The organism is Actinoplanes sp. OR16, from assembly GCF_004001265.1.
GTDB lineage: Bacteria > Actinomycetota > Actinomycetes > Mycobacteriales > Micromonosporaceae > Actinoplanes.
Genome location: NZ_AP019371.1, coordinates 3,036,446 through 3,060,848, shown reverse-complemented (window position 1 = coordinate 3,060,848; position 24,403 = coordinate 3,036,446). Strand labels below are relative to the sequence as shown.

The following is a 24,403-nucleotide window of genomic DNA, read 5'->3' as shown; positions in this document are numbered from 1 at the left end:
GACGCTAGAGATCATCGATATCCGAACCCGTACTTGCGATCTATACCCGGCGTATTTCGCCAGGTGATGAGGGCAACCGGTCAGGCGCGAACCGGGGCGGGCACCTCGCCGAGGACGTCCTTCAGCAACTGGGCGCACCACTCCAGCAGAGCCTGATCGCGCAGCGGCTCGCCGCCGAGCCGCCGGGTGCTCGGCCGGGGCACGCTGACCTGGTCGGTGGCGAGCTTGTAGACCGAGTCCGGGTGGTACCGCTTGAGCCGCATCTGCTTCGAGTCCGGCAGGGCCAGCGGGGAGAACCTGATGTGCTTGCCCTGCATCGACACGTCGGTCAGCCCGTACGCCCGGACCAGCAGCCGGAATCGCGCCACCGCGATGAGGTTGGCGACCGGGGCCGGCGGCTCGCCGTACCGGTCGGTCATCTCGGCGACGACCTCGGCGAGCCGGGCCTCGTCACGGGACTCGGCGAGTTTGCGGTACATCTCCAGGCGCAGGCGCTCGACGGCGATGTAGTCGGTGGGCAGGTGCGCGTCGATCGGGAGGTCGATCTTGACCTCGGGCTCCTCCTCGGGGCGCTCCCCCTTGAAGGCCTGCACCGCCTCGCCGACCATCCGCACGTAGAGGTCGAATCCGACGCCCTCGATGTGGCCGGACTGCTCGCCGCCGAGCAGGTTGCCGGCGCCGCGGATCTCCAGGTCCTTCATCGCGACGTACATGCCGGCGCCGAGCTCGGTGTGCTGGGCGATGGTGGCGAGCCGCTCGTGGGCGTGCTCGGTGAGCGGCTTCTCCCTCGGGTAGAGGAAGTACGCGTACGCCCTCTCCCGGCCCCGGCCGACCCGGCCGCGGATCTGGTGCAGCTGGGCGAGACCGAGCAGGTCGGCGCGCTCCAGGATCAGCGTGTTCGCGTTCGGGATGTCGATGCCGGACTCGACGATCGTGGTGCAGACCAGGACGTCGAACTCCTTCTCCCAGAACCCGACCATCACCTTCTCGAGCTGTTCCTCGCTCATCTGGCCGTGCGCCACCGCGACCCGCGCCTCGGGGACCAGCTCACGCAGCTTGCGGGCCGCGCGGTCGATCGACTCGACCCGGTTGTGCAGGTAGAAGACCTGGCCGTCGCGGAGCAGCTCACGGTGGATGGCGGCGGCGACCTGCTTCTCGTCGTACGCCCCGACGTACGTCAGGACGGGGTGCCGCTCCTCGGGCGGAGTGGCGATCGTGGACATCTCACGGATGCCGGTGATCGCCATCTCCAGGGTCCGCGGGATCGGGGTGGCCGACATGGTCAGCACGTCCACCGACGCGCGCAGCGCCTTCAGCTGCTCCTTGTGCTCGACGCCGAACCGCTGCTCCTCGTCCACGATGATCAGGCCGAGGTTCTTGAAGCGGGTGGACTTGGCGAGCAGCCGGTGCGTGCCGATCACGATGTCGACGGTGCCGGCGGCGGCGCCTTCCAGGGTGAGGGCGGTCTCCTTCGGCGTCTGGAACCGGGACAGCTGCTTGATCTGCACCGGGAACTGGCTCATCCGCTCGGTGAACGTGTTGAAGTGCTGCTGGGCGAGGAGCGTGGTGGGCACCAGCACGGCCACCTGCTTGCCGTCCTGCACCGCCTTGAACGCCGCCCGCACCGCGATCTCGGTCTTGCCGTAACCGACGTCGCCGCAGATCAGCCTGTCCATCGGGACGGGCTTCTGCATGTCGTCCTTCACTTCGTGGATCGCGGCGAGCTGGTCGGGGGTCTCGGTGTACGGGAAGGCGTCCTCCAGCTCCCGCTGCCACGGCGTGTCCGGGCCGAAGGCGTGCCCCTGCGACGCCTGCCGGGCCGCGTAGAGCTGGATCAGCTGCGCGGCGATCTCCTTGACCGCCTTGCGGGCCCGGGCCTTGCTCTTCTGCCAGTCGGCGCCGCCCATCTTGTGCAGGCTCGGCGACTCACCACCGACGTAGCGGGAGAGCTGGTCGAGCTGGTCGGTGGGCACGTAGAGCCGGTCGCCGGGCTGGCCGCGCTTGGAGGCGGCGTACTCGATGACCAGGTATTCCCGGTCGGCGCCGTTGACGGTGCGCTGCACCAGCTCGATGTAGCGCCCGATGCCGTGCTGCTCGTGCACCACGAAGTCGCCGGTCTTCAGCTCCAGCGGGTCGATGGTGTTGCGCCGGCGGGCCGGCATCTTGCGCATGTCCTTGGTCGACGCGCCACGGCCGCCGGAGATGTCGTTGCCGGTGATCACCGCGAGCCGGGACGCCTCGTCGACGAAACCGTGGTTGAGGCCGCCGCAGGTGACCAGCAGCTGACCGTCCTCGATCGGGTCGGTGATGGCGTCGACCGGGGTGACGCCGAGGCCGGCGTCGCGGAGCAGCTCGGTGGCCCGCTGCGCGGTGCCCTTGCCCTCGAAGACCAGCGCGACCGCCCAGCCGGCCTTGGCCCACCCGGCCAGGTCGCCGGCGAGCTTCGCGGTGTCGCCGTGGTAGAGCGGCACCGGCTGCGCGGCCAGCGCGATCGCGTCACCGGAGTCCGGCGAGACCTCGACCGACGACGCCGGGTCCTCCCACGGGAGGGCCTCTCCGGCGGAGTCGGAGGAAGGGGCCAGGCCGAACGGCGACAGCGTCCACCAGGGTTGCTTCAGCGTGGCAGCGTGCGCCCGGACGTCCGCGAGGCTCCGGAAGGCCACCGCTCCGACGTCGATCGGCGCCTGCCCGCCGACGGCGGCCGCGGCCCAGGAGGCTTCGAGGAATTCATCGGACGTACGGGTGAGGTCGTGCGCCCTGGTCCGGATCCGCTCCGGGTCGCAGAGCAGCACGTGGGTGCCGGCCGGCATGCAGTCGATCAGCAGCTCCATGCTGTCGGTGCCGCGCAGCAGAGCGGGCGCGAGCGACTCCATGCCCTCGACCGGGATGCCCTCGGCCAGCTTGTCCAGGATCTCGGCCAGCTCGGGGTGCTCGGCCGCCAGCTCGGCGGCCCGGGCCCGCACGTCAGGGGTGAGCAGCAGCTCGCGGCAGGGCGGCGCCCAGAGCCGCGGCACGGCCTCGATGGTCCGCTGGTCGGCGACCGCGAAGGTGCGGATCTCCTCGACGTCGTCGCCCCAGAACTCGACCCGGGACGGGTGCTCGTCGGTGGGCGGGAAGACGTCGAGGATGCCGCCGCGGACCGCGAACTCGCCGCGCTTGGTAACCAGGTCGACCCGCGCGTACGCCATGTCGGAGAGCCGCCGGGCCACGTCCTCCAGCTCGGCGCCGCCGCCGGTGACGAGCTCCACCGGCTCCAGGTCGCCGAGGCCCTTGAGCTGCGGCTGCAGCAGTGAACGGACCGGCGCGACGACAACCTGCAGCGGGTGCTCGCCGGGGTGGGCGAGCCGGCGCAGCACGGCCAGCCGCTTGCCGACGGTGTCCGAGCGGGGCGAGAGCCGCTCGTGCGGCAGGGTCTCCCAGGAGGGGTAGACGGCGATCCGGTCGGCGTCGATCAGGCAGCCGAGCGCGTCGGCGAGGTCGTCGGCCTCGCGGGACGTCGCGGTCACCGCGAGGACCGGGCGCCCCGCCCCTCCGAACTGGTCCCCACCGGACTGGGCCTCCCCGGCCACCGTCGCCACCACGAACGGGCGCAGCGACACCGGCGCGGTGAGATCCAGCGAGTCGGAGTCGACGTGGCTCTTGCGAGCCAGATCGCGCGCCCGGGCGAGACCACGATCACGCAGCGCGGCAGGAATGAGACCGGCGAGTTGCATTGCCTAAAACCCCCATAGGGCACGACGAACGACCCCGAAACCCAAAGAGGGCCCGGGGTGACAGTACGAGTTTAGTCCGACCGTCTGACAGTTACGGCAACGCACGGCTTATCGCACAGCATGTCCGACATGAGGTGCCACCGGTCCGCCAGAGTCCCCTCTGTTTTCGTGCCAAGGGGGAGGCATAGTGCGAATCCTGCTGCTCGTGTCGGCGTTCAACGGCCTGAGCCAGCGCGTCTGGTGTGCCCTGCGAGAGGCGGGGCACGAGGTCGGGGTGCAGCTGGCGTCGAGCGCGGCGGAGATCGTCGAGGGCGTGCAGGCCGCGAACCCCGACCTGATCATCTGCCCGTTCCTGAAGGAGCGCGTCCCGGCGCGGGTCTGGCAACACTGGCGGACCATCGTGATCCATCCCGGTCCGGTCGGCGACCGTGGCCCGTCCTCACTGGACTGGGCGATCAGCGAGGGCGCCCCGGCCTGGGGGGTGACGGCGCTGCAGGCCGTCGAGGAGCTGGACGCCGGGCCCATCTGGGCCACCCGGACGTTCCCGATGCCGGCCGCGCCGCCGCGCAAGTCGGCGCTCTACACCGGGCCGGTCTCGGACGCGGCGCTGGAGTGCGTCTTCGAGGTGGTGGCGAAGGCCGCCGACCCGGACTTCACCCCGATATCGGCGGAGAACGCGCCGACCGAGGCGCCCGGCGCGCGGTCCCGGCCGCCGATGCGGCAGGCCGACCGGGCGTTCGACTGGTCCGAGCCGTCCGAGGCGATCCTGCGGCGGATCCGGGCGGCCGACGGCTCGCCGGGGGTGCGCACCGAGATCGCCGGGCTGGAGGCGTACGCGTACGACGCGCACCCGGGCGGTGCCCGCGGCGGGCGTCCGGGAACGATCATGAGTCGCCGGCAGGGCGCCGTTCTCGTCGCGACCGGTGACGGCAGCCTCTGGATCGGTCACCTGCGCCCGGCCGAGGAGGACGGGATCAAGCTGCCGGCCACCACGGCTCTCGGCGCCCGGCTGCACGGCGTGCCGCAGTCGCAGGCCGGGCCGGTCGACGATCCGGAGAATCCGTACGCCTACCGGCAGGTGCGCTACCGGCGTACCGGGGCGGTGGGCTGGCTGACGTTCGACTTCTACAACGGCGCGATGGCGCCCGGCCACTCGCGTCGGCTGCTGGCCGGGCTGCGGCACGCCGCCGCGCAGGACACCCGGGTGCTGGTGCTGCGCGGTGGCACCGAGGCGTTCAGCAACGGCATCCACCTCAACGTGATCGAGGGGTCGGCCGACCCGTCCGGTGCTTGCTGGGCGGCCATCAGGGCCATCAACGAGGTGTGCCGGGAGATCATCACGTGTACCCGGCAGGTCGTGGTGGCCGCGTACGCCGGTAGCGCCGGCGCCGGTGGCGTGATGCTCGGGCTGGGCGCGGACATCATCGCGGCCCGGGACGGGATCGTGCTGAACCCCTACTACGACATCGGCCTGTTCGGCTCGGAGCTGCACACCTTCACGCTGCCCCGCCGGGTCGGCGCGGACACCGCGCAGCGACTGATCGATGACCGGCTGCCGATCAGCGCCCAGGAAGCGGCGCGGATGGGTCTCGTCGATGAGATCGGGCCACGGCATCCGGAGGCGTACGGTCAATGGCTCTCGGCCCTCGCCGGACATCACAGTGAGTTGCCCTCCGCACGCAAGCGACGCGCGGCGAAGGCGAGGCGGCTCGCCGCCGAACGCATTCCCCTTGATGTGTACGAGACCCGCGAACTGGCCGAGATGAGCCGCGACATCTACACCGACCGCTCCGGATTCGCCGGGGCCCGCCGTGCCTTCGTCCGCAAGATCCGCCCATCCGGTACGCCGCGCCATCTGCTGTTCGCGGCGAACGCCGGAACGACGGGCAGCCAGCCGGTCCGGCAGCGGAACACCAACGCCGGCCCGGCGCTCGACCGGCGTCCCGCCCTCCGTCCCGCGATCCCGGTGTCGGCCTGACCCATGAGCCTGCTGCACACCCCGGGTTCCGGGGCGAATCACCCTGCCTCCGACCCGGCGAAGACCGCCAGAATCACGACACCCGGCATCCCTCCTCAACGACCGCCGACCGGGCAGGTCGCGATGCCCGGCGACGAGCTCGGCAGCACGATGCTGTTCAACGCGCAGTACGAGTACAGCGCGTACAGCGTGCTCGCGGGTCCCGCGGAGACCGAACCGGGCGGCGACTACCGGGTCCGGATGCGCCGCCTCGCGCGGATGCGTCCGATCCGGACAGTGCTGATCACGCTGTTCGCGTTCGCCTTCGAGGCCACCTTCTTCAGCTGGCTGGTCACCTCGATCGAGCTGCCCGACCAGCGGCTGCACACGATGCTCTACGCGGCCACCCTGTTCATGATCGGCGCCACCGCCGCGATCGAACTGTTCCGGCTGGTCAACGTCGTGACGCTCTGCCTCGCCACGCTCTGGGCCCGCGATCCGGCGCCGGTCGTCCCGGACACCGGTACCCGGGTCGCGTTCCTCACCACGATCGTGCCCGGCAAGGAGCCGATCGCCATGGTGGAGAAGACGCTGCGCGCGGCCCGGAAGATCCGGTACGGCGGGACCTTCGACGTCTGGCTGCTCGACGAGGGCGACGACCCGGTGGTCAAGCTGATGTGCAAGCGGCTCGGAGTGAAGCACTTCAGCCGCCGTGGCCGGGACGAGTACAACACCCGGACCGGCGCCTTCAAGGCGAAGACCAAGCACGGCAACTACAACTCCTGGCTGGACGCGCACGGCGACTCGTACGACGTGTTCGTCTCGGTGGATCCGGATCACGTGCCGGCGCCGAACTTCTGCGAGCGCCTCCTCGGCTACTTCCGCGACCCGGACGTGGCGTTCGTGGTGGGCCCGCAGATCTACGGCAACTACGACAACCTGGTGACCCGCTGGGCCGAGTCGCAGCAGTACCTCTTCCACTCGCTGCTGCAGCGGGCCGGCAACCGGCGCGGCATCGCCATGCTGGTCGGCACGAACAACGCGGTCCGGGTGTCGGCGCTGAGGTCGATCGGCGGCCTGCAGGACTCGATCACCGAGGACATGGCGACCAGCCTGCGGATCCACGCGACGAAGAACCCGGCGACCGGGAAGCGGTGGCGGTCGGTCTACACGCCGGACGTGTTGGCCGTCGGTGAGGGACCGTCCTCCTGGACCGACTACTTCACCCAGCAGCACCGCTGGTCGCAGGGCACCGACGAGGTGGTGGTCAGCCGCTTCGCCGGGGTGGCCTGGCGTCTCGGCCCGGCCCGCGCGCTGCACTACCTGCTGCTGATGTCGTACTACCCGCTGACCGCGGCGGCCTGGCTGCTCGGCGCGCTGAACGCCGCGTGCTTCCTGCTGCTCGGCGCGAAGGGCGTGCAGGTGCCGGGCGAGGTGTGGCTGATGCTCTACGTGGACGCCGCCCTCTTCCAGGTCGGCCTCTACCTCTACAACCGGCGGCACAACATCAGCCCGCACGAGGCGTCCGGCTCGTCCGGCCTGGCCGGGATGCTGGCGTCCACACTGTGCACGCCGATCTACGTCTCGTCGTTCCTCAGCGCGGCGCTGCGCCGGCGGTCCGGGTTCGTGGTCACGCCGAAGGGCGACTCGGCCAGTCCCGATCGGTTCGCCACGTTCGCTCCCGGCCTGCGCTGGGCCGGCCTCTACTTCGCCCTGCTGATCGCCGCCCTGGCGCTCGGCAACGTCGACCCGGCCATGTACGCGTGGCCCGCCCTGAACCTCGCCATCTGTCTCGCACCGACCGCCATCTGGTTGACCAACCGCCGTCGACACAAGGAGCCGCCCGTATGAAGCCCCGCTCGCGTCCCACCCTCGTTCGCCGTCTGGTGAGCGGTCTGGCCACGCTGGTGGTGCTCGCCGTCGTGGTGGTGGCGAACCGGCCGATGGTGGCGGCCGGCGCCGAAGCGCTGCACACGTACCAGATCAATCGGCAGTCCTATAAGGAGAAGTTCGGTCATTGGGCGCGACTGCCGGTGCCGCACGGGTTCCGGGTCAACGCCATCCACGCGGCGCTGCTGCACACCGGCAAGGTGCTGATCGTGGCGGGCAGCGGCAACAACCGGGACGCCTTCGAGGAGAAGAGCTTCCGTACGGTGATCTACGACCCGGCGACCGACGAGTTCACCGAGGTGGAGACACCGACCGACGTCTTCTGCGCCGGTCACACGTTCCTGCCGGACGGGAATCTGCTGATCGCCGGTGGGACGAAGTCGTACGAGGTGCTGGAGGAGGACGTCGAGCACGCGGCCGGCGTCATGAAGATCAAGAACGAGTCGCCGGACGGCGGGCCGCGCGAGTTCCGGAAGGGCACCCGGCTGCTGTCGGCGTCCGGGCAGGCCTACCTGACCAGGACGAAGGTGACCGTCCCGGCCGCGGCCAAGATGACGCACGGCGGCACGGTGATGGTGCACGCCGGCGAGGCCGAGGTCTGGGTCGACGCCGAACGCACCGGCGACGCCCCGGTGGTCCGCCAGCCCGCGCAGTACACCCTCGACGGGCTGACCGGGGCCGACGCCCGCAACCTCTACGGCGTCTCCGACAAGATCACCCATGAGAAGCAGGAGTACGGCGGCGACAAGACGTCGTACGAGTTCGACCCGGTCACCGAGAAGTACGTGCGGACCGGCGACCTGCGCGACCACCGCTGGTACCCGACCCTCATCGGGCTCACCGGCGGGGACGTGCTCGCGGTCTCCGGACTCGACGAGTTCGGCCGGATCCTGCCCGGGCGCAACGAGCGGTACCTGCCGGACGAGAAGCGCTGGGTGGCCGCCCCCGAGCTGAAGCGGTACTTCCCGACGTACCCGGGCCTGCACCTGATGGCCGACGGGAAGGTCTTCTACTCCGGTTCCAACGCCGGGTACGGCTCGGACACCGAAGGCCGCACCCCGGGCGTCTGGGACGTGAAGAGGAACAAGTTCCGGGAGGTGCCCGGCCTGCGCGACCCGAAGATGACCGAGACCAGCTCGTCGGTGCTGCTCCCGCCCGCCCAGGACCAGAAGGTCATGCTGCTCGGCGGCGGCGGGATCGGTGAGTCGGAGGAGTCGACCCGGCGCACCGGCATCGTCGACCTCGACGAGAAGAAGCCGGCGTACCGGCCCGGGCCGGACCTCCCCCGGCCCGCCCGGTACCTCTCCACGGTCCTGCTCCCCGACGACTCGGTCCTCACCACCGGCGGATCGTCCGGGTACCGCGGCGGGATGTACCGGGGCACGCCGCGCAGCGATCTGTTCAACGCGCAGATCTACCGGCCCGCACAGAACGCGTTCGTGACCGCCGCCGAGTCCACCGTCGGCCGCAACTACCACTCCGAGGCGATCCTGCTGCCCGACGGCCGGGTGATCACCATGGGCGGCGACCCGCTCTACGACCGGTCCGGAACGAACGCCGGCACGTTCGAGCAGCGCATCGAGGTGTTCAGCCCGCCGTACCTGTTCCAGGGCGAGCGGCCGCGGATCACCGCCGGTCCCGCCCAGGTCGCCCGCGGCGCCACCGCCCGGATCACCACGCCGGACGCCGGCCGGATCGCCTCGGCGCGGCTGGTGAAGCCGAGCTCGGTCACGCACGTGACCGACACCGATCAGCGATCGGTGGCGCTCACCCTGAACCGCACGGCCGGCGGCGTCGACGTCACCGTTCCGGGGAAGCCCGGACTCGTGCCGTCCGGCTGGTACATGCTGTTCCTCGTGAACGACTCCGGTGTCCCGTCGGTGGCCCACTGGGTGCGGGTGCGCTAGCTCATGGCCCGGCACCTCAAGGTGACCGGCCGCCGCCGACGTGTCGCGCTGCTCGCTGCCCTCTCGCTGGTGGCGGCCGGATTCCTGCTCAAGGAGAACGAGCCGTCGCCGGCGGTCCGGGTGCCGGAGGCCACGTCGGCCGGCCGGCCCGCGCTCTACGTCGACCCGGGCGGCGCGGCCGCCGACTACGTGCGCCGGCTGGAGAAGTCCGGCCGGGCCGCCGACGCCGCGAAGATCCGGAAGATCGCCGATCGGCCGGTCGCCACCTGGTTCACCGACGCCACGCCCGGATACGCCGACCGGGCACGGCAACTCGTGCTCGCTGCCGGTCGCGCCGGGCGGCTGCCGGTGATCGCGCTCTACTTCATCCCGCAGCGGGACTGCGCGCATCATTCGAAAGGCGGTGCGGGCAGCGCGGAGACGTACAAGAAATGGGTCTCGACCTTGACCCTCGCCATGCGCGGACAGCGGGCCCTGGTGATCCTGGAACCGGACGCGGTGGCCCATGCGGTGCGCGGCTGCCTCAAGGGCAAAGCGGCTCAGCAGCGGCTCGCGTTGCTGAGCTGGGCGGTCGCCACGCTGCGGACCGAACCGGGAGTGCGGGTCTACCTCGACGCCGGCAATCCGACCTGGGTGCCGCCCGAGCGGATGGCCCCGGCACTGCGGCAGGCCGGGGCGATGCGGGCGCACGGTTTCGCCCTGAATGTCGCCAATTTCGAGACCACGGCGGACAATCTCCGGTACGGGACGAAGCTGTCCCGTCTGCTCGGCGACCGTCACTTCGTCGTCGACACCAGCCGCAACGGCAACGGCCCGGCGAAACGCGCCACCGGCGACCGTCGCTGGTGCAACCCGCCCGGCCGCCGTCTGGGCGCCGCGCCGACGCTGGTCACCGGGCATCCGCTCGCCGACGCGTACCTCTGGGTGAAACGTCCCGGCGAGTCGGACGGCGCCTGCGGATCGGGAGCACCACCCGCAGGTCGCTGGTACCCGTCCTATGCCCTGGCACTTGCCGGGTGATGACGCATGCGCAGAGCGCGCATGAGACTCTTGACTCAATTCGCCCCCGGTCGGGGGTACGCCGATACGATCGGCGAAGTCGGGACAGCGCCGTCCTGGAGCCATCCGTTCTAAGGAGCGCCCCGATGACAGAGCAGGCTGCCCACCTCGACCCAGAGGGTTCCGACGCCGCGCTACGCGCCGACATCCGCCGGATCGGCACGCTGCTCGGCCAGACGCTGGCCCGCCAGGAAGGCCGGCCGCTTCTCGATCTGGTCGAGGAGATCCGCGCGCTGGTCCGCCAGGACGCGACCGCCGCCGCCGACCGGCTCGCCGCCATGGACATCACCACCGGCACCAAGCTGGCGCGGGCCTTCTCCACCTACTTCCACCTCGCGAACATCACCGAGCAGGTGCACCGCGCCCGCGACCTGCGCCGCCGCCGGGCCCGCGACGGAGGCTGGCTGGACCAGGCCGCCACCCGGATCGCCGACAAGGGCGTGCCGGCCGACGAGATCGCCGCGGCCGCCCGCCGCCTCGCGGTCCGCCCGGTCTTCACCGCCCACCCGACCGAGGCGTCCCGCCGCTCGATCCTGTCGAAGCTGCGCCAGGTCGCCGACTCGCTCGACGCCGAGTCCGCCGCCGCGGCCCTGTACGGCGCGACCGACACCACCGCCTCCACGCGGCGTTTCGCCGAGCTGATCGACCTGCTCTGGCAGACCGACGAGCTGCGGCTCGACCGGCCCGACCCGACCGACGAGGCGCGCAACGCGGTCTACTACCTCAAGGACCTGTACGCCGAGGCAGCACCGCAGGTCCTCGACGACCTGGCCGAGACGCTGCGCCGGCTCGGTGTCGAGACCGCACCCACCTCGCGGCCGCTCACCTTCGGCTCCTGGATCGGCGGCGACCGCGACGGCAACCCGTTCGTCACCCCGGCCGTCACCCGCGACGTCCTGCTCATCCAGCACGAACACGGCATCCAGGCCACCGAGAAGGCCATGGACAGGCTGATCGACGAGCTGTCGGTCTCCCGCCGGCTGCGGGGCGTCTCCCTCGACCTGTCCGCGAGCCTCGCCCAGGACCTGGACAACCTGCCGGAGATCGCCCAGCGGTTCCGCCGGGTCAACGCCGAGGAGCCCTACCGCCTCAAGGTGCGGGCGATCAAGGCGAAGCTGGAGAACACCCGGGCCCGGCTCACCGCCGGGACCCCGCACGTGCCCGGCCGCGACTACCTCGGCAGCGACGAACTGATCGCCGACCTGGAGCTGATGCGCGCCTCCCTGGCCCGCAACTCCGGCCAGCTCCCCGCCGTCGGCATCGTCGCCACCGCCATCCGGCAGGCGTCCGCGTTCGGCCTGCAGCTCGCCACCCTCGACGTCCGCGAGCACGCCGAGAAGCACCACGAGGTGCTGCAGCAGATGTACACGCAGGTCGGCGAGGTCGACGACTACGCGTCGCTGGACCGCACCGAGCGCACCAAGCTGCTCGCCACCGAGCTCAACGGGCGCCGGCCGCTCTCCAGCGCCGACACCCCGCTCACCGACGCGGCCCGCAAGACGTTCGACGTGTTCAACACGATCCGGGAGTCGCAGGAGCGGTTCGGGGCCGACGTCGTCGAGTCGTACATCATCTCGATGACCCTCGGCGTCGACGACGTGCTCGCCGCCGCGGTGCTGGCCCGCGAAGCCGGCCTCGTCGACATCCACACCGGCCGCGCCCGGGTCAACATCGTGCCGCTGCTGGAGACGCCGGCCGAGCTCGACGCCGGTGGCGACCTGCTCGACGAGATGCTGTCGCTGCCGGCGTACCGGGAGATCGTCCGGGCGCGCGGCGACGTGCAGGAAGTCATGCTCGGCTACTCGGACTCGAACAAGGAGGCCGGCATCACCACCAGCCAGTGGCGCATCCACAAGGCGCAGCGGTCGCTGCGTGACGTGGCCGCCCGGCACGGTGTCCGGCTCCGCCTCTTCCACGGCCGCGGCGGCACCGTCGGCCGTGGTGGCGGCCCCACCCACGAGGCGATCCTGGCCCAGCCCTACGGCACCCTGGACGGCGCCATCAAGGTCACCGAGCAGGGCGAGGTCATCTCCGACAAGTACACCGTGCCGGCCCTGGCCCGGGAGAACCTCGAACTGACCGTCGCCGCCGTCCTCCAGGCCACCCTGCTGCACACCAGCATCCAGGTCGACCCGGTCCGCCTGAAGGTGTGGGACTCGGTCATGGACACCGCCTCCGACGCGGCGTTCACGCGGTACCGCGAGCTCGTCGAGAACCCGGACCTGGCGGCGTACTTCTGGGCTGCCACCCCGACCGAGCTGCTCGGCGCCCTCAACATCGGCTCCCGCCCGGCGAAGCGCCCCAACGCCGACGCCGGCCTCGGCGGTCTGCGGGCCATCCCGTGGGTGTTCGGCTGGACCCAGACCCGGCAGATCGTCCCCGGCTGGTTCGGGGTCGGCACCGGCCTGGCCGCGGTCCGGGCCGCCGGCCTCGGCAACGAACTCGACGCCATGCACGAGAACTGGCAGTTCTTCCGCACCTTCCTCTCCAACGTCGAGATGATGCTGGCGAAGACGGACCTGTCGATCGCGCGGCGGTACGTGGAGACCCTCGTCCCCGAGGAACTCCAGCCGATCTTCGCCACGATCGAGCGCGAGTACGAACTGACCGTTCAGGAAGTCCTCGCCATCACCGGCGGGTCCGAACTGCTCTCCTCGCAGCCTGAGCTCTCCCGCACCCTCGGCGTCCGGGACACCTACCTGGAGCCGCTGCACCACCTGCAGGTCGCGCTCCTCCGCCAGTACCGCGACCTGGGCGAGGCCGCCCGCCAGATCCCGACGGCGCCGGGCGCCCGCCGAGGCCCGTCCGACTCGACGGCGCTGGAGCGGGCCCTGCTCACGACCGTCAACGGCATCGCCGCCGGCATGCGCAACACCGGCTGATCATCCGCCTGAGCATTGAGGGGCTCCCGGTATATGCCGGGAGCCCCTTCGGCGTCCTGCGACGCGTCGAATCGGATCGTCAGCTGGTCTCGCCGGCCAGGCTGAAACTCCCGAGACGGTTGATCGCCACCACCGTGCAGACCACCACGAAGACGACGCTCATCACCACGGCCGTGCCGATGCCGACCTGGGCGGTCAGGATCGTCGTCGGGTCGAGTTTGTCGGCGATCGTGATGACGTACTGCTCGATGGAGAGGACCCGGGTGCCGCTCAGGAAACGGCCGAGCAGGCCCTCCCAGACCAGGATGTAGACCAGCCCGAGCAGGACCGGACGCCGGGTCAGAAGGCTGAGCAGCACGAACAAGGCGGAGTAGGCGAAGGCCCCGGCGATCGCGGCGACGGCGAGGGCGATGCCGAACGAGACGCCGTCGGCGAGGATGCCGGCCACGAAGAGCGGGACGGCCGAGGTGACCGCCGACGTCACGGCCGCCACCAGGTATTTCGCCAGGATGATGTCGCGGCGGGGCAGCGGCTTGGTGAGGATGTGCACCAGGGTGCCGTCATCCACTTCGGAACCGAGGACGCCGGTGCCGACGATCAGGGAGACGACCGGGAGCACCACGGCGAAGCCGAGGCCCACGATGACCGCGGCGCCCCACTGCGACGGGTCCAGGTCGTACGCCCGGCAGACCACCGCGAGCAGGATCAGCAGCAGTGGCAGCGGCAGCAGGATCAGTGCCCGGCGACGGCCGAAGAGGCCGCGCGCCGTGATCAGAGCGACGGTCGACATCAGGCCTCCAGCAGGTAGGAGAAGACGCTCTCCAGGGATTCGTCGGACGGCACCAGCTTGTGCAGCCGGATGCCCTGGTCCAGGGCGATGCGCGGCAGGGCGCGGGTGAAGCTGCCGTAGTCGGAGGCCCGCACGGTCATGCCGCCGCCCTCCATCTCGATGCCGCTCACCGATTTCTCCCCGATCAGCGCGACGGCGAGCCGCCGGTCGTCGGAGCTCTGCACGGCGAAGACGTGCGGCCGGTTCGTCATCAGGCGGCGGATCTTGCGGTAGTCGCCGGAGGCGGCGAGCCGGCCCGCCACGATCACCTGGACCAGGCCGGCGACCTGCTCGACCTCTTCCAGGATGTGCGAGCTGAACAGGATGGTGTGGCCGCGGTCGCCGAGCGAGTGCAGCAGCTCCATCATGTGCATCCGCTGACGCGGGTCCATGCCGTTGAACGGCTCGTCGAGCAGCAGCACCCGGGGGTTGTGGACCAGCGCGGCGGCGACCCGGGTGCGCTGGCGCATGCCCTTCGAGAAGGTGCCGATGCGCCGGTCGGCGGCGCCGGTCATCTCGACGAGCTCGAGGGCCTCGCGGGCCGCGCCTGCCGGGTCGGGCAGCTTCTGCATCTTGGCGCAGGCCAGCACGAACTGCTCGGCGGTGAGGAACGAGTGCACCGCCTCGCGCTCGGTGACCAGGCCGAGGTCGCGGTAGACGGACGGGTTGCGCCAGGTCGGCTTGCCGTCGATGGTGACGGTGCCGCGGGAGGGCGCGAGGAAGCCGGCCATCATGTGCAGCACAGTGGTCTTACCGGCGCCGTTCGGGCCGAGCAGGCCGGTCACGCCGGTGCCCAGCGACATGCTGATGTCGTTGACGGCGACGACGTTGCCGTACCACCGGGTCACGTTCGTCAGCTCGACCACGTCGGTGCGGGCGCCGGTCTCGGCGGGGATGGTCTCGGTCGTCACAGCGACGCCACCTTCCGGTAACGGGCGAGCAGCAGCAGGAGGCAGACGGTGATCACGCAGACCGCCGTGATGCCGTAGACCGGGCCGAAGCGGCCGATGTCGAGGCCCATCTGGCTCTCCGGCTCGTTCGACAGCCACTCGCCGACGCCGGCGATCAGGGACATCGGGCTGACCAGGCCGGCCAGGTGGTTGGCGGTGCTGGACGGCAGGATGCTCATCACCCCGACGACCGGCGTGGTCAGCAGGAAGACGGCGACGATGCCGCCGGCCGCGAAGGCACGCTTGCCGGTGAACGACGCGATCAGCAGGCCGATGCCGGCGAAGAGCAGCGCCCAGAGCAGGCTGTAACCCCAGCCGGGCACCAGGTCGAGGAACTCGTTCCACACGCCCTTCGCGCCGGACTTCGTGGTGAACGCGGCGCCGAGGAACATGATCAGCTGCGGTACGCCGAGCAGCAGCCAGACCGCGCTGACCATCGCCGCGTACTTGGCGAACACATAGTCGGCGGCGCGCAGCGGGCGGCTGAAGTACAGCGGGAGCGTGTTCGAGCTGATGTCCCGGGACATCAGCTCCGGCCCGAGGATCGCGACGAAGAAGATGATCAGCCAGGCCATCTGGTCGTCGAACTGCACGTACGTGAAGATGACCTGGTTGAGCTGGGACCGGACGGCCGCCAGGATCACCGCGACCAGCAGCAGGATGCCCGCCACCAGCCAGGGGAAGATCTTGGCCTTGGCCGAGCGGCCGAAGCCGAACGAGGCGCGCAGGCCGTGCACGTAGAGGGCGCGGATCGCGGCGGAGCGGCCCAGGCGCTCGCCTTCGTATCGCTGATAACCAATGTCATGGATGACGCCGGCCTCAGACATCGGCGGTCTCCTTCGCGGTGAAGAGCTCGGCGACGCGGTGCCGGCGCTGGTCCAGGCGGTGCAGGGAGAGGTCGAGCTCGGCGACGGCACGCAGGATCTCGTCGTAGGACGAATCCGACTCCAGCGGCACGAGCAGCATCCGCCCGTCCCTGGTCACCGTCATGCCCTTGGCGGACAGGGCTGCCGCGAGCTCCTCCGTACCCTCGCTGACCTCGACCGCGAGAACGTCGGACGCCGCGGTCATGCTGGAGATCCGGTCGGCGCGCAGCAGCCGGCCGCCCTCGATGGCGATGAGCGAGTCACAGATCCGCTCGACCTCGCCGAGCAGGTGGGAGCAGACCACGACGGAGATGCCGAACTCGGTGCCGATGCGGTGCACGAGCGCCAGCATGGCGTCCCGGCCGGCCGGGTCGAGGCCGTTCGTCGGCTCGTCGAGCAGCAGCAGGTCGGGGTCGTGCACCAGCGCCTGCGCCAGCTTGACCCGCTGCTTCATGCCGGTCGAGTAGCCGCCGATCTGGCGGTAACGCTCCTCGTAGAGACCGACGTGTCGCAGCGCCTCGGAGGCGCGCTCGCGGGCGGCGGTGCGTGGCAGCCCGCTCATCCGCCCCAGGTGGGTGACGAACTCGGCGGCGGAGACGTCCTGCGGGAGGCAGTCGTTCTCCGGCATGTATCCGACCCGCGCCCGGACCCGGTCGGTCTGAGTGACCGGGTCGAGGTCGAAGACGCGGACCGAGCCCGAGCTGGGAGCGATCAGCCCCAGCATGATTTTGATGAAGGTGCTCTTGCCGGCGCCGTTCGCACCGACGAGGCCGATGACTCCGGCATCGACGGCGACGGTCAGGTCGGCGAGGGCAGTCACCCCGCCCCCGTACGTCTTCGTAAGCGCCTCGGTAGCGATGATGGTCACGGCCTCAGCCTAGAAAGGCACCGCACCCCACGGGATCCGGAATCAACCCTGAGGGGTTCTCAGGGTCTCTCAGCCTCCTCACAGCAAAGCGGAAGTCATCCGACCGCGACCTGGAACACCGGCAGGCTGCCCAGCCGGCGGTACTCGCGCAGCGCCGCCGGGGTGCTGTCCACCGACGAATCCTGCCCCTTGTGGTTCGACGGCGTCTCGAAGTGGACCATCGCCTTGATCCCCGGGTAGCGGGTGATGTCGCGGCCGACCTCGCGGTAGAAGCGAGCCATGTGCCCGGGGTTGCGCTTGGAGAACCAGACGCCCCACTCGGCGACCATCACCGGCTTGCCCGGATGCTTCGCCCGGACCCAGTTGTAGAAGCCCGGCCAGCCCGGTTTGCTCGCCGACCGCCGGTTGAGCAGCTCGTCCAGGCCACCGTGCCCGTAACCGGGGTCGCTGTAGGAGTAGGTGTCGAACCCGATCCAGTCGACCACGTCGTCGCCCGGGTACATCTGGGTGAACCAGCTCTTGGTGGTGTGCGGGACGTACGCCATGTGGATGAGGACGGTCACGACGTTGGTGGCGCCGCGGGCCCGCAGACGATTCACCACGTGCCGGAACATCGCGGCGTAGTCCCGGGCGGTGTAGCCGGAGCCGGGCCTCTCCCGTACCTGGTCCTCGGCTTCGTGGTGGATCGCGAAGAAGAACCTCTCCCGGTAATTCTTCCGCAGATGCGCCGCAAGACGATCGAGAAACGCATCGGTACGCCGGTCGCCCCGTGCGATGCGCGCCCACGTCGTGGTCTCGGGTTTCCAGTTCAGGAGCAGGATCCTCGTCCAACCCGGTTCACGGGAGATGGCGATCTCCTGCTCGGTCGGGAAGACCTGCCGTGTCCCCCGGTGGTAGGCGTGGAACACCGCCTGGTGCCGCCCGGTCTTCCGCTCGAACTCACGCAGCGCCTGCAGCCCCCGCGACTCGGTCTTCGCGCCCGGCGCCACACCCCAGAGCACACCGCAGGTGGGTACGAGCCTCGCCCCGGTACGGCACCGCCGCCGCTCCACCCGATCCGCGGCCGCCGGCACGTTCCTGGCCTGCGTCCCGCCGAGCAGCTGGGTGTCGAGACCACGCAGCACCGGCGGTGCTCCCGTGTCCGGGCCCGCATCCGAACCGGCGGCAGGGCCCGCGGCAGGGCCGGGGAACGGCACCCCGGTCGGGCCGGTCAACGGCGCGAGCCGGTCGGGCAGCGGCAGGTCGCCGGCCGGCGCGCTGACGATCGGATCGCCGGGCGGGTCGTCCCTGAGCCCGAGCTGATCGAGGCCGCCGGTCCACGCCCACGAGAGGGTGACCGTCACCGACATGACGAAAGCCGTGGTCAGCGCTGTCATGCGGAACAGCCGGGTGGGGTTCTGTCTCACAAACAGGCAGTATCAAACGATCGCAGCAGCTTGTCCAGAAATGACGCGAAATAAACCGAAATTGGCCTTAAGTCGTTTTGCTATGCCCACACCCCTCCCCCCACTAAGAAGATCCGTAAAGAGCGAGAGCCCATCTCGACCCGCTCGATCGAGGCTGCGAAACTGTCCCCCAAGTCGGCTGTTGGGGGATGCGAAGGTGAATGGTTCGGTACTACCCGAAGACGTGCTGCGGGATGCCCCGTCCTTCACGCCGCGCCCGTACGAGTTGGCGGACCTGGAACTGCTGCTCTCCGGGGCGTACGCCCCGCTGACCGGTTTCCTGGGCCGCGCCGATCTGGCAACGCTGTCCCGCACCGGCCGCCTCGCCGACGGCACTCCGTGGCCGGTCCCGGTCACCTGCGAGATCCCCGGCGAGCTGGCGCAGACCCTCGACCCGCACGACCCCCGCCGACGCACCGTCGTGCTGACCGACCCGGAGGGCGCGCCGGTCGCCGCGATCGAGGTGGCCGACGTCTGGCAGACCGGGGTCAACCGGTTCGGCATCGGCGGGCCGGTGCGCCGGATGGGCGACGGCGGGCACGGCCCGTTCCAGCGTCTGCGGCGTACCCCCGAGGAGGTCACCGCACTGCTGCCACCGGGCCGGGTGCTCGGTGTGGTCGCCGACCGGCCGCTGCACCGGCCGCAGCTCGCGCAGATCGCGCACGCGGCCCGTACGCTCGCCGCCCACCTGCTGATCCTCATCCCGGTGAGCGGTCCCGGGCCGGACGGGCTGCCGCCGGAGTCGCTGGTCCGCTCGATCTTCGCGGCCCGTGACCGGATGCCCCCGGCCACCATCGTGGCGGTGCCGGTGCTGACCCGCGGCGACGAGATGCGCGACGCGTTGCTGCGCGCCCGGGTGGCCCAGGCCTACGGCGTCACGCACGTGCTCTCCACCGAGCACACCCTGTCCGGCGCCGGGGTGCGGGTGCTGGTGCCGCGCGAGCTGGCCTACGACAACCGGGACGGCCAGTGGCGCTGGCGGGACGACATCCCGCCGCGCAACCGCCGCCTCGCGATGAGCCCCGCCGAGATCGACGATCTGCTGGACCGCGGTTTCCCGCTGCCCGAGTGGCACACCCCGCCGGCGGTGGCGAAGGAGCTGGCCCGGGTCCGCCCTCCGCGCCGGCACCGCGGCCTCGTGGTCTTCTTCACCGGCCTCTCCGGCTCCGGCAAGTCGACGATCGCCCGCAACCTGGCCGACGCCATGCGGGAGAACGGCGAGCGGACCATCACGCTGCTCGACGGCGACGTGGTGCGCCGTGAGCTGACCGCTGGGCTCGGCTTCAGCAAGGCCGACCGGGACGCGAACGTTCGCCGGATCGGCTGGGTCGCGGCCGAGGTGGGCCGGCACCGGGGCATGGCCGTGGCCTGCCCGATCGCACCCTACGAAGCGGCTCGCGCGGCGGCCCGGCGGATGGCCGCCGAGGCGGGGGCCGGGTTCATCCTGGTGCACGTGGCCACTCCGCTCGAGGTCTGCGAGCAGCGGGACCGCAAGGGCCTGTACGCGCGGGCCCGGGCCGGTCAGCTGCGTGGCATGACCGGCATCGACGACCCGTACGAGGCGCCGTCGAACGCCGAGCTGACCATCGACACCACCACGATGACCGTCCCGGAGGCGGTCGAGGTGGTCCTCGCATATCTCGTGGAGAACGGCTGGGTGGAGCCCAAACTGACGTAACCCATCACTCGCGGCGGGAGTGTGACGTTAGCCCTCAGGGGCGAAACGCCCGAAACACTCCTATACCCGGAAGGGCCGCCGAACTCTGATGGAAGCGTCTCGTCCTGCGTCCGCCGACGTCTCGCACTACCTGGGAGCATTCCGCCGGCACTGGTGGATCGCCCTGGTGGCCACGGCAGCGGGGCTGGGTGGGGGCGCCGCCCTGACGCAGGCCATGCCGAAGGTGTACGAGTCGTCCACCTCGGTGCTGGTCCAATCCGTCGATCAGGACACCAACGCCCAGGGTGGCCGTACGAAGGGTGCGGTCAACCTCGACACCGAGGCCCAGCTGGTCGGCTCCGGGGCGGTCGCGGTCAAGGCGGCCGCGCTGCTGCGGTCCGGCCTGTCCCCGATCGAGCTGGCGAAGTCGGTCTCGGTCCAGGTCCCGGCGAACACCACGGTCCTGGTCATCACGTTCCGGGCGGACAAGCCCGCGGCGGCGCAGTACGGGTCGCACGCGTTCGCCGAGGCGTACCTGCGCAACCGTGAGGAGACCGCCCGGGCGCAGCTGGACAAGCAGATCCGCTCGCTGAACCTCAAGGTCAAGCAGCTGACCGGCGCGCTCACCGGGATCAACGCGAAGCTGGCTGTCGCCGTGCCGGGCAGCTCCAACGAGAGCAACCTGCAGAGCCTGCGGAACAACTCGCAGAACCAGCTGAACTCGCTGACCGGCCGGCTCAACGAGCTGACCACCACGATGGTCGGCGGCGGCAGCATCATCAGCGACGCCCGCCTGCCGGAGTTCCCGACCAGCCCGAACACCCTGCTCAACGTGGGCACCGGCGGCATGATCGGGCTGCTCCTCGGGCTCTGCCTCGCCTACCTGCGGGAGCGCTTCGACAGGCGGCTGGTCACCGCAGCCGACGTGCGCGACCGGGGCCGGGTGCCGGTGCTGGCGGCGCTCGACGAGCGGAGCACGCCGCACTTCGACGACGTGGTCCAGCCGTACGGGCCGGGCGGCCGTGTCTTCAACCGGCTCCGCAACGAGGTCCTGGCCAGCCTGCACGAGGGCGACCAGATCATCGTGGTGACCGGCACCAGCCGCGGATCGGCGAGCACCCTGGTCGCCGCGAACCTGGCCGCGGCGCTGGCCCGGACCGGAAGCGACGTCATCCTGATCGGGGCGCACCTGCCGGACAGCGTGGTGGACGCCGCGCCGCTGGCCCGGATGCTGGGCGTCGCCGCGACGCCGGGCCTCTCCGACCTGCTGGCCGGCCGGATCTCGCTGGTCCGGACGCTGCAGCGCACCCCGCGGATCCCGTCGCTGCGGGTGATCACCACGGGTGGCGCCGCCACGGCGGCCGGCCTGATGCAGTCGCAGCGGCTCAAGGACACCCTCGCGGCACTCCGGCAGCAGACCGGGTACGTCGTGATCGAAGCGCCCTCGACCAGCAGCAGCGCCGACGCGCAGTCGCTCGCCAGCCTCGCCGACGCGGCGATCCTCGCGGTCGAGCTGCGCCGGTCCCGCCGTCCCGCCCTGCTCGACGCGACCGAGCAACTGCAGCGGGTCGGCACCCGGCTGCTCGGCGCGGTGGTGATGCCGAAGCTCGCCCCGATGAAGCCGGGCGACATCGTGGCGCCGGCCGTGACCCTGCCGCCGCCGGTCGCCGAGGAGCACACCCAGCAGTTCCAGTTCGCCGGTTCGCCGCGGCAGCGCCCGGCCGAGGGCATGACCGACGAGACAGCCCTCATCGAAAAGATCACCAGCGACGGCGACGACAAATGACCGCGGTCGCCCCGGCGATTCCGGTCGCCGGTCCGGCACACCGCGGCGTCAAGAACCGCTCCCTGCCGTCCTGGCCGGTGGCCGGGATCCTGCTGCTCTATCCACTCTGGTGGGCGCTCGGCCTGGGCGTGCTGATCTTCCCGATGATGGCCGCGCCGATGCTGTTCCTGCTGATCCGGCGCCGCGCGGCGGGCCGGCCGCTGCGCCTGCCGCCGGGCGTCGCCTGGTGGGCGGTCTTCCTGCTGGCCGCGGTGGTGAGCATCGCGGCGCTGGGCGCGGACCCGACCGGCACGGTGGTGGAACGGGCGAGCGCCCGGCTCCCGGCCGTCGTCTACAAGCTCTCCATGTACGGGTCGCTGACCGTCCTGCTGATCTACGCCGGCAACCTGACCGAGGCGGAGTTGTCCCGCCGCCGGCTGGTGCGGCTGCTCGGCGGCATGTTCGTGCTGACCGTGGCGGGCGGGCTGCTCGGGATGGTGGCCGGGAACTTCGAGTTCACCTCGCCGGTCGAGTGGCTGCTCCCGTCCGGCGTGCGGAACAAGGGATTCGTACGGTCGCTGGTCCACCCGTACGCCGCTCAGATCATGGACCTGGTCGGCGGGGAGAAACCGCGGCCGGCCGCGCCGTGGGGATACACGAACACCTGGGGCAACAACTACTGCCTGCTGATCGGCTTCCTGCTGGTCGCGGCGTGGGCGAGCCGCAGCGCCGGTAAGAAGACGCTCGCCCTGGCCTGCGTGGCGATCTCGATCGTCCCGGCGGTGGCCTCGCTGAACCGGGGTCTCTGGATCGGCGTCGGCGTTCTCGTGGCCTACGTCGCGGCCCGGTACGTGCTGGCCGGCAAGCTCTGGATCATCGGCGCCGTGCTGGTGGCCGGCGGCGCGCTCTGGGCCGCGATGGTCGCCACCCCGCTCGGTGACACCGTGCAGGCCCGGCTCGACAACGGCAAGTCGAACGGCGTCCGGTCGTTCCTCATCGAGAAGGCCCTGGACGGCTTCGCCGAGTCCCCGGTGATCGGGTACGGCGGCACCCGGAACACCCTCGGCGGCCGCAACTCGATCACCGTGGGCGAGAGCGCCGGGTGCGAGCGCTGCGGCAACTTCACGGTCGGCGGCAACGGGCAGCTGTGGCAGCTGCTCTACGCGCACGGCGCGGCCGGCACGGCCGGATATCTCGGTTTCTTCGGGTACGGGCTGTGGCGGTTCCGCCGCGACCGGAGCCCGATCGGGGTGGCCGCGAGCGGCGCGATCGTCACCTCGTTCTCGGCGATGCTCTGGTACAACTCCCTGGTCACCCCTCTGGCCTTCATGGTTCTGGCCTACGCGCTGCTCTGGCGCCAATGGATCGAGGGGATTGACAGATGAGCCCAGTGAAGACCGCCCCGGCGGAGCTGACCGCCGACGACGCGGCCCTGCGTACCCAGTATTTGAACGAGGTCCTCGGTCTGCTCTACCCGCCGCCGTGTGACACCGCCGGTGGTGCGGGTCCGGTCATCACCGAGTACCTGGTCGTACCGAATGCCCGCCGTCCTCGCCTGCTGGTGCCGACGCTGAATCCGGCGGTCGCGGCCGCCGCCGTCCGCCGCTACGCCGAACCCCAGTCCCGGCTGGCCCGGCTCAAGCGCGACGCCGTGGTGGCCGCTGTCCACACCCGCACCTCGGGGCTGCTCTTCCGGGACCGGATCCGGGTGACCGGACCGTCCTCGGCCGGGATCGACGGGTACCTGAGCGACGCGCTGCGCCGCGACCTGGCGGTGAGCGTCCACATCGGCCCGGCCCGCGCCAACCGCAAACCCGTGTTGCAGCTGCTCAGCGCCGAGGGTGAGACGTTCGCGTTCGGCAAGCTCGGCACCGGCACGCTGACCCGGCGGCTGGTCCGGGCGGAGACCGCGGCCCTCACCACACTGAACGACAGCCGGCTCACGAAGCTGGCCGTCCCCCGGCTGCTGCACGCCGGGAAGTGGCGTGACCTGCAGGTCCTCATCCAGTCGGCGCTGCCGGTCTGGCTGCCCCGGGCGCCGCTCAACCCGAAACGCCTGACCGCGGCGATGCTCGACGTGGCCGGCTGCCAGGGTTACACGTCCGGGGCGCTGACCGGTAGCTCGTACTGGCGTGAGCTGCAGGAACGGCTCGCCGCGGTGGCCGATCGACCGGAGGGCGCGGCTCTCTCGGCGGCGGTCGGCGTGCTGGCCGCGCACTCCGGCGACACCACGCTGCGCTACGGCGCGTGGCACGGCGACTGGGCGCCCTGGAACATGGCGAACCTGGAGAACACGCTGCTGGTGTGGGACTGGGAACGGTTCGCCACCGGTGTGCCGCTCGGTTTCGACGCCGTGCATCACGAGTTGCAGCGGCGCATCCAGTCCACCGGGGACGCCCGGGCCGCGGTCGAGGCGACGGTGCGGCGCAGCGACGAACTGCTGGCCCCGTTCGGCGTGGCGCCGGTGTCCCGGGAGATCACAGCGCTGCTCTACCTCGTCGACCTGGCCGTGCGTTACCTGACCGACCGGCAGGCGGAGGCCGGGGCGAGGCTCGGCGTGCTCGGCACGTGGCTGCTTCCGGTGCTGATCCGCCGCGTAGAGGAGCTCTAGAGAC

At 71.0% G+C, this 24,403-nt stretch carries 15 protein-coding genes; 9 read left to right on the top strand and 6 right to left on the bottom strand.

Annotated features, from left to right (window positions below; translation table 11 throughout):
• Positions 1 to 80: 80 nt before the first annotated feature.
• Positions 81 to 3,713, bottom strand: coding sequence for a transcription-repair coupling factor (gene mfd / locus EP757_RS14175; RefSeq protein WP_127546122.1), 3,633 nt, complete (start codon positions 3,711 to 3,713; stop codon positions 81 to 83).
• 187 nt (positions 3,714 to 3,900) lie between these two features.
• On the opposite strand from mfd, the gene EP757_RS14170 reads away from it, so the two are divergent.
• The 5 genes from EP757_RS14170 to ppc all read left to right on the top strand — a co-directional run bounded on the left by EP757_RS14170 (position 3,901) and on the right by ppc (position 13,408).
• The gene (locus tag EP757_RS14170) at positions 3,901 to 5,691 is read left to right on the top strand and encodes an enoyl-CoA hydratase-related protein (protein ID WP_127546119.1); all 1,791 of its coding nucleotides are present in this window, start codon (positions 3,901 to 3,903) and stop codon (positions 5,689 to 5,691) included.
• 3 nt (positions 5,692 to 5,694) lie between these two features.
• Positions 5,695 to 7,521: a glycosyltransferase family 2 protein gene (locus EP757_RS14165; RefSeq protein ID WP_232050507.1), complete on the top strand. Its 1,827-nt coding sequence runs from the start codon at positions 5,695 to 5,697 to the stop codon at positions 7,519 to 7,521.
• Positions 7,518 to 9,467 carry a glyoxal oxidase gene (locus EP757_RS14160; RefSeq protein WP_127546113.1) on the top strand — a complete coding sequence of 650 codons (1,950 nt, stop codon included), beginning with the start codon at positions 7,518 to 7,520 and terminating at the stop codon, positions 9,465 to 9,467. The genes EP757_RS14165 and EP757_RS14160 overlap by 4 nt, the downstream gene beginning before the upstream one ends.
• A 3-nt stretch (positions 9,468 to 9,470) precedes the next feature.
• Entirely contained in the window at positions 9,471 to 10,487 is a 1,017-nt protein-coding gene (locus tag EP757_RS14155) for a glycoside hydrolase family 6 protein (protein ID WP_127546110.1), read from the top strand.
• Positions 10,488 to 10,612: 125 nt separating this feature from the next.
• Entirely contained in the window at positions 10,613 to 13,408 is a 2,796-nt protein-coding gene (gene ppc, locus EP757_RS14150; protein WP_127546107.1) for a phosphoenolpyruvate carboxylase, read from the top strand.
• A 79-nt stretch (positions 13,409 to 13,487) separates the two neighbouring features.
• Here the strand turns inward: ppc and EP757_RS14145 are convergent, their stop codons facing one another.
• From EP757_RS14145 to EP757_RS14125, 5 genes are all read right to left on the bottom strand, one after another.
• Positions 13,488 to 14,198, bottom strand: a complete 711-nt coding sequence (locus EP757_RS14145) for an ABC transporter permease (protein ID WP_127546104.1) — start codon at positions 14,196 to 14,198, stop codon at positions 13,488 to 13,490.
• Positions 14,198 to 15,148: an ABC transporter ATP-binding protein gene (locus EP757_RS14140; protein ID WP_127546101.1), complete on the bottom strand. Its 951-nt coding sequence runs from the start codon at positions 15,146 to 15,148 to the stop codon at positions 14,198 to 14,200. Before EP757_RS14140 ends, EP757_RS14145 begins: the two co-directional genes overlap by 1 nt.
• Complete coding sequence (locus EP757_RS14135) at positions 15,145 to 16,014, bottom strand: ABC transporter permease (RefSeq protein ID WP_127546098.1); 870 nt, start codon at positions 16,012 to 16,014, stop codon at positions 15,145 to 15,147. The genes EP757_RS14140 and EP757_RS14135 overlap by 4 nt, the downstream gene beginning before the upstream one ends.
• On the bottom strand, positions 16,007 to 16,921 hold the full coding sequence (locus EP757_RS14130; RefSeq protein ID WP_127546095.1) for an ABC transporter ATP-binding protein: 915 nt from the start codon (positions 16,919 to 16,921) through the stop codon (positions 16,007 to 16,009). Before EP757_RS14130 ends, EP757_RS14135 begins: the two co-directional genes overlap by 8 nt.
• 95 nt (positions 16,922 to 17,016) lie before the next feature.
• The gene (locus EP757_RS14125; RefSeq protein WP_232050506.1) at positions 17,017 to 18,327 is read right to left on the bottom strand and encodes a glycosyl hydrolase; all 1,311 of its coding nucleotides are present in this window, start codon (positions 18,325 to 18,327) and stop codon (positions 17,017 to 17,019) included.
• A gap of 196 nt (positions 18,328 to 18,523) precedes the next feature.
• Here EP757_RS14125 and cysC point away from each other — a divergent pair, with 196 nt between their 5' ends.
• From cysC to EP757_RS14105, 4 genes are all read left to right on the top strand, one after another.
• Positions 18,524 to 20,044 (top strand): adenylyl-sulfate kinase, encoded by a 1,521-nt coding sequence (gene cysC, locus EP757_RS14120; protein WP_127546092.1) that lies wholly within the window; start codon positions 18,524 to 18,526, stop codon positions 20,042 to 20,044.
• An 88-nt stretch (positions 20,045 to 20,132) separates the two neighbouring features.
• A complete protein-coding gene (locus tag EP757_RS14115; protein ID WP_127546089.1) occupies positions 20,133 to 21,809 on the top strand; it encodes a Wzz/FepE/Etk N-terminal domain-containing protein in 1,677 nt (558 codons plus the stop codon).
• A complete protein-coding gene (locus EP757_RS14110) occupies positions 21,806 to 23,173 on the top strand; it encodes an O-antigen ligase (protein ID WP_127546085.1) in 1,368 nt (455 codons plus the stop codon). The genes EP757_RS14115 and EP757_RS14110 overlap by 4 nt, the downstream gene beginning before the upstream one ends.
• Entirely contained in the window at positions 23,170 to 24,399 is a 1,230-nt protein-coding gene (locus EP757_RS14105; protein WP_127546082.1) for a hypothetical protein, read from the top strand. The genes EP757_RS14110 and EP757_RS14105 overlap by 4 nt, the downstream gene beginning before the upstream one ends.
• The last annotated feature ends 4 nt before the right edge of the window (positions 24,400 to 24,403 follow it).

Bases quoted from the DNA above. Each gene is read 5' to 3' on its own strand.
- mfd (WP_127546122.1), bottom strand. From the start codon at position 3,713: ATGCAACTCGCCGGTCTCATTCCTGCCGCGCTGCGTGATCGTGGTCTC.
- EP757_RS14165 (WP_232050507.1), top strand. From the start codon at position 5,695: ATGAGCCTGCTGCACACCCCGGGTTCCGGGGCGAATCACCCTGCCTCC.
- EP757_RS14160 (WP_127546113.1), top strand. From the start codon at position 7,518: ATGAAGCCCCGCTCGCGTCCCACCCTCGTTCGCCGTCTGGTGAGCGGT.
- EP757_RS14155 (WP_127546110.1), top strand. From the start codon at position 9,471: ATGGCCCGGCACCTCAAGGTGACCGGCCGCCGCCGACGTGTCGCGCTG.
- ppc (WP_127546107.1), top strand. From the start codon at position 10,613: ATGACAGAGCAGGCTGCCCACCTCGACCCAGAGGGTTCCGACGCCGCG.
- EP757_RS14145 (WP_127546104.1), bottom strand. From the start codon at position 14,198: ATGTCGACCGTCGCTCTGATCACGGCGCGCGGCCTCTTCGGCCGTCGC.
- EP757_RS14135 (WP_127546098.1), bottom strand. From the start codon at position 16,014: ATGTCTGAGGCCGGCGTCATCCATGACATTGGTTATCAGCGATACGAA.
- EP757_RS14115 (WP_127546089.1), top strand. From the start codon at position 20,133: ATGGAAGCGTCTCGTCCTGCGTCCGCCGACGTCTCGCACTACCTGGGA.
- EP757_RS14110 (WP_127546085.1), top strand. From the start codon at position 21,806: ATGACCGCGGTCGCCCCGGCGATTCCGGTCGCCGGTCCGGCACACCGC.
- EP757_RS14105 (WP_127546082.1), top strand. From the start codon at position 23,170: ATGAGCCCAGTGAAGACCGCCCCGGCGGAGCTGACCGCCGACGACGCG.